This window comes from Azotobacter bryophylli (assembly GCF_042643485.1).
Lineage (GTDB): Bacteria > Pseudomonadota > Gammaproteobacteria > Pseudomonadales > Pseudomonadaceae > Azotobacter > Azotobacter bryophylli.
The window spans coordinates 1-1,297 of sequence record NZ_JBHRSJ010000032.1 but is presented as its reverse complement, the minus strand read 5'-3'; the positions used below and the strand labels follow the sequence as shown (position 1 = coordinate 1,297).

The window sequence follows — 1,297 nt, the reverse complement described above, 5'->3', positions numbered from 1 at the left end:
GGCGGTCCAGCGCAACGCCAACTGCCTCAGCGTCGGCCCGATGCTGCAGGGCCTGGCCAAGCCGGTGAACGACCTGTCGCGCGGCGCCCTGGTCGACGACATCGTCTTCACCATCGCCCTCACCGCCCTGCAGGCCGCCACCCAGGCCCCGGCCACGCCGCAACCAGCCCCGCAGCCGCAACGGCTGATCGAGGCCTGAGGCCCGCGACCGGGCGCCATCCGGCCAACCGACCGCGATGGCGCCCTGCTCCGGCTCGCCGGTCCCTCCGCGCTGCCTGGATACGGGCAGCGCTTTCCAATTCTTCCCCTTACCCGCAAACGTCCTGAGCTGCGTCGCAACAGGGAGATCCGGTCGCTGCCAGAGCGCGACTCCCCTGCGCAGTTCCAGTCCCGACCCCACCATTTCTTGATCTAGGACAAGCTCTTAGCGGAATTCGGATTCGACTAAGGCAGAGCAGCCAAGCCCCATCTTGCGTGGCAGAATGGCAAGACCCTGATTCGTCCATGTTCCACAAGAACGCCGGACACCCAAATCCAATTACAAAAATTTGTGTGGCCATCGGGTTCGATGGCTATGCGGCACAGATTCAGGAGTCACAATGTCCGCTCGCAACATTCTGGTGATCAATTGCGGTAGCTCGTCGATCAAGTTCGCCCTGGTCAACGAAACCCTCGCCACCTTCCCCCTGCAAGGTCTGGCCGAACGCCTCGGCAGCCCGGAGGCCGTCCTCCACTGGCAGCTCGGCGACATCAAGGAAACCCTGGCCCTGCCGGGCGCCGACCATCAGGCCGCCCTGGCCAAGCTCCTGCCGCTGGTCGAGGAGGCCTCCGGCGGCCAGCTCGACGGCATCGGCCACCGCGTGGCCCACGGCGGCGAGCACTTCACCGAAGCCCACCTGATCGACGACGCGGTGATCGAGGGCATCCGCAGCAGCGCCCAATTGGCCCCGCTGCACAACCCGGCCCATCTGAAAGGCATCGCCGCGATCACCGCGATGTATCCCGACCTGCCCCAGGTCAGCGTGTTCGACACCGCCTTCCACCAGAGCATGCCGGCCCACGCCTACCGCTACGCCGTCCCGGAATTCCTCTACCGGGAACACGGCGTGCGCCGCTACGGCTTCCACGGCACCAGCCATCGCTACGTCAGCAAACGCGCCGCCGAGCTGGCCGGCCTGCCCCAGCACGACAGTGCCTGGCTCTCCGCCCACCTCGGCAACGGCTGCTCCACCTGCGCCATCGTCAACGGCGAGAGCCGCGACACCAGCATGGGCCTGACCCCGCTGGAAGGCCTGGT

Annotated in this window: 1 protein-coding gene and 1 pseudogene; both read left to right on the top strand. The window is 66.8% G+C overall.

Going from position 1 to position 1,297, the window contains the following annotated elements:
• On the top strand, window positions 1–199 hold a 199-nt coding region (locus ACFOJE_RS15945), incomplete at its 5' end, for a phosphate acyltransferase (RefSeq protein ID WP_377815507.1).
• Between the two features lie 400 nt (window positions 200–599).
• Window positions 600–1,297 (top strand): annotated as a pseudogene (locus ACFOJE_RS15940) (propionate/acetate kinase); the annotation flags it as partial.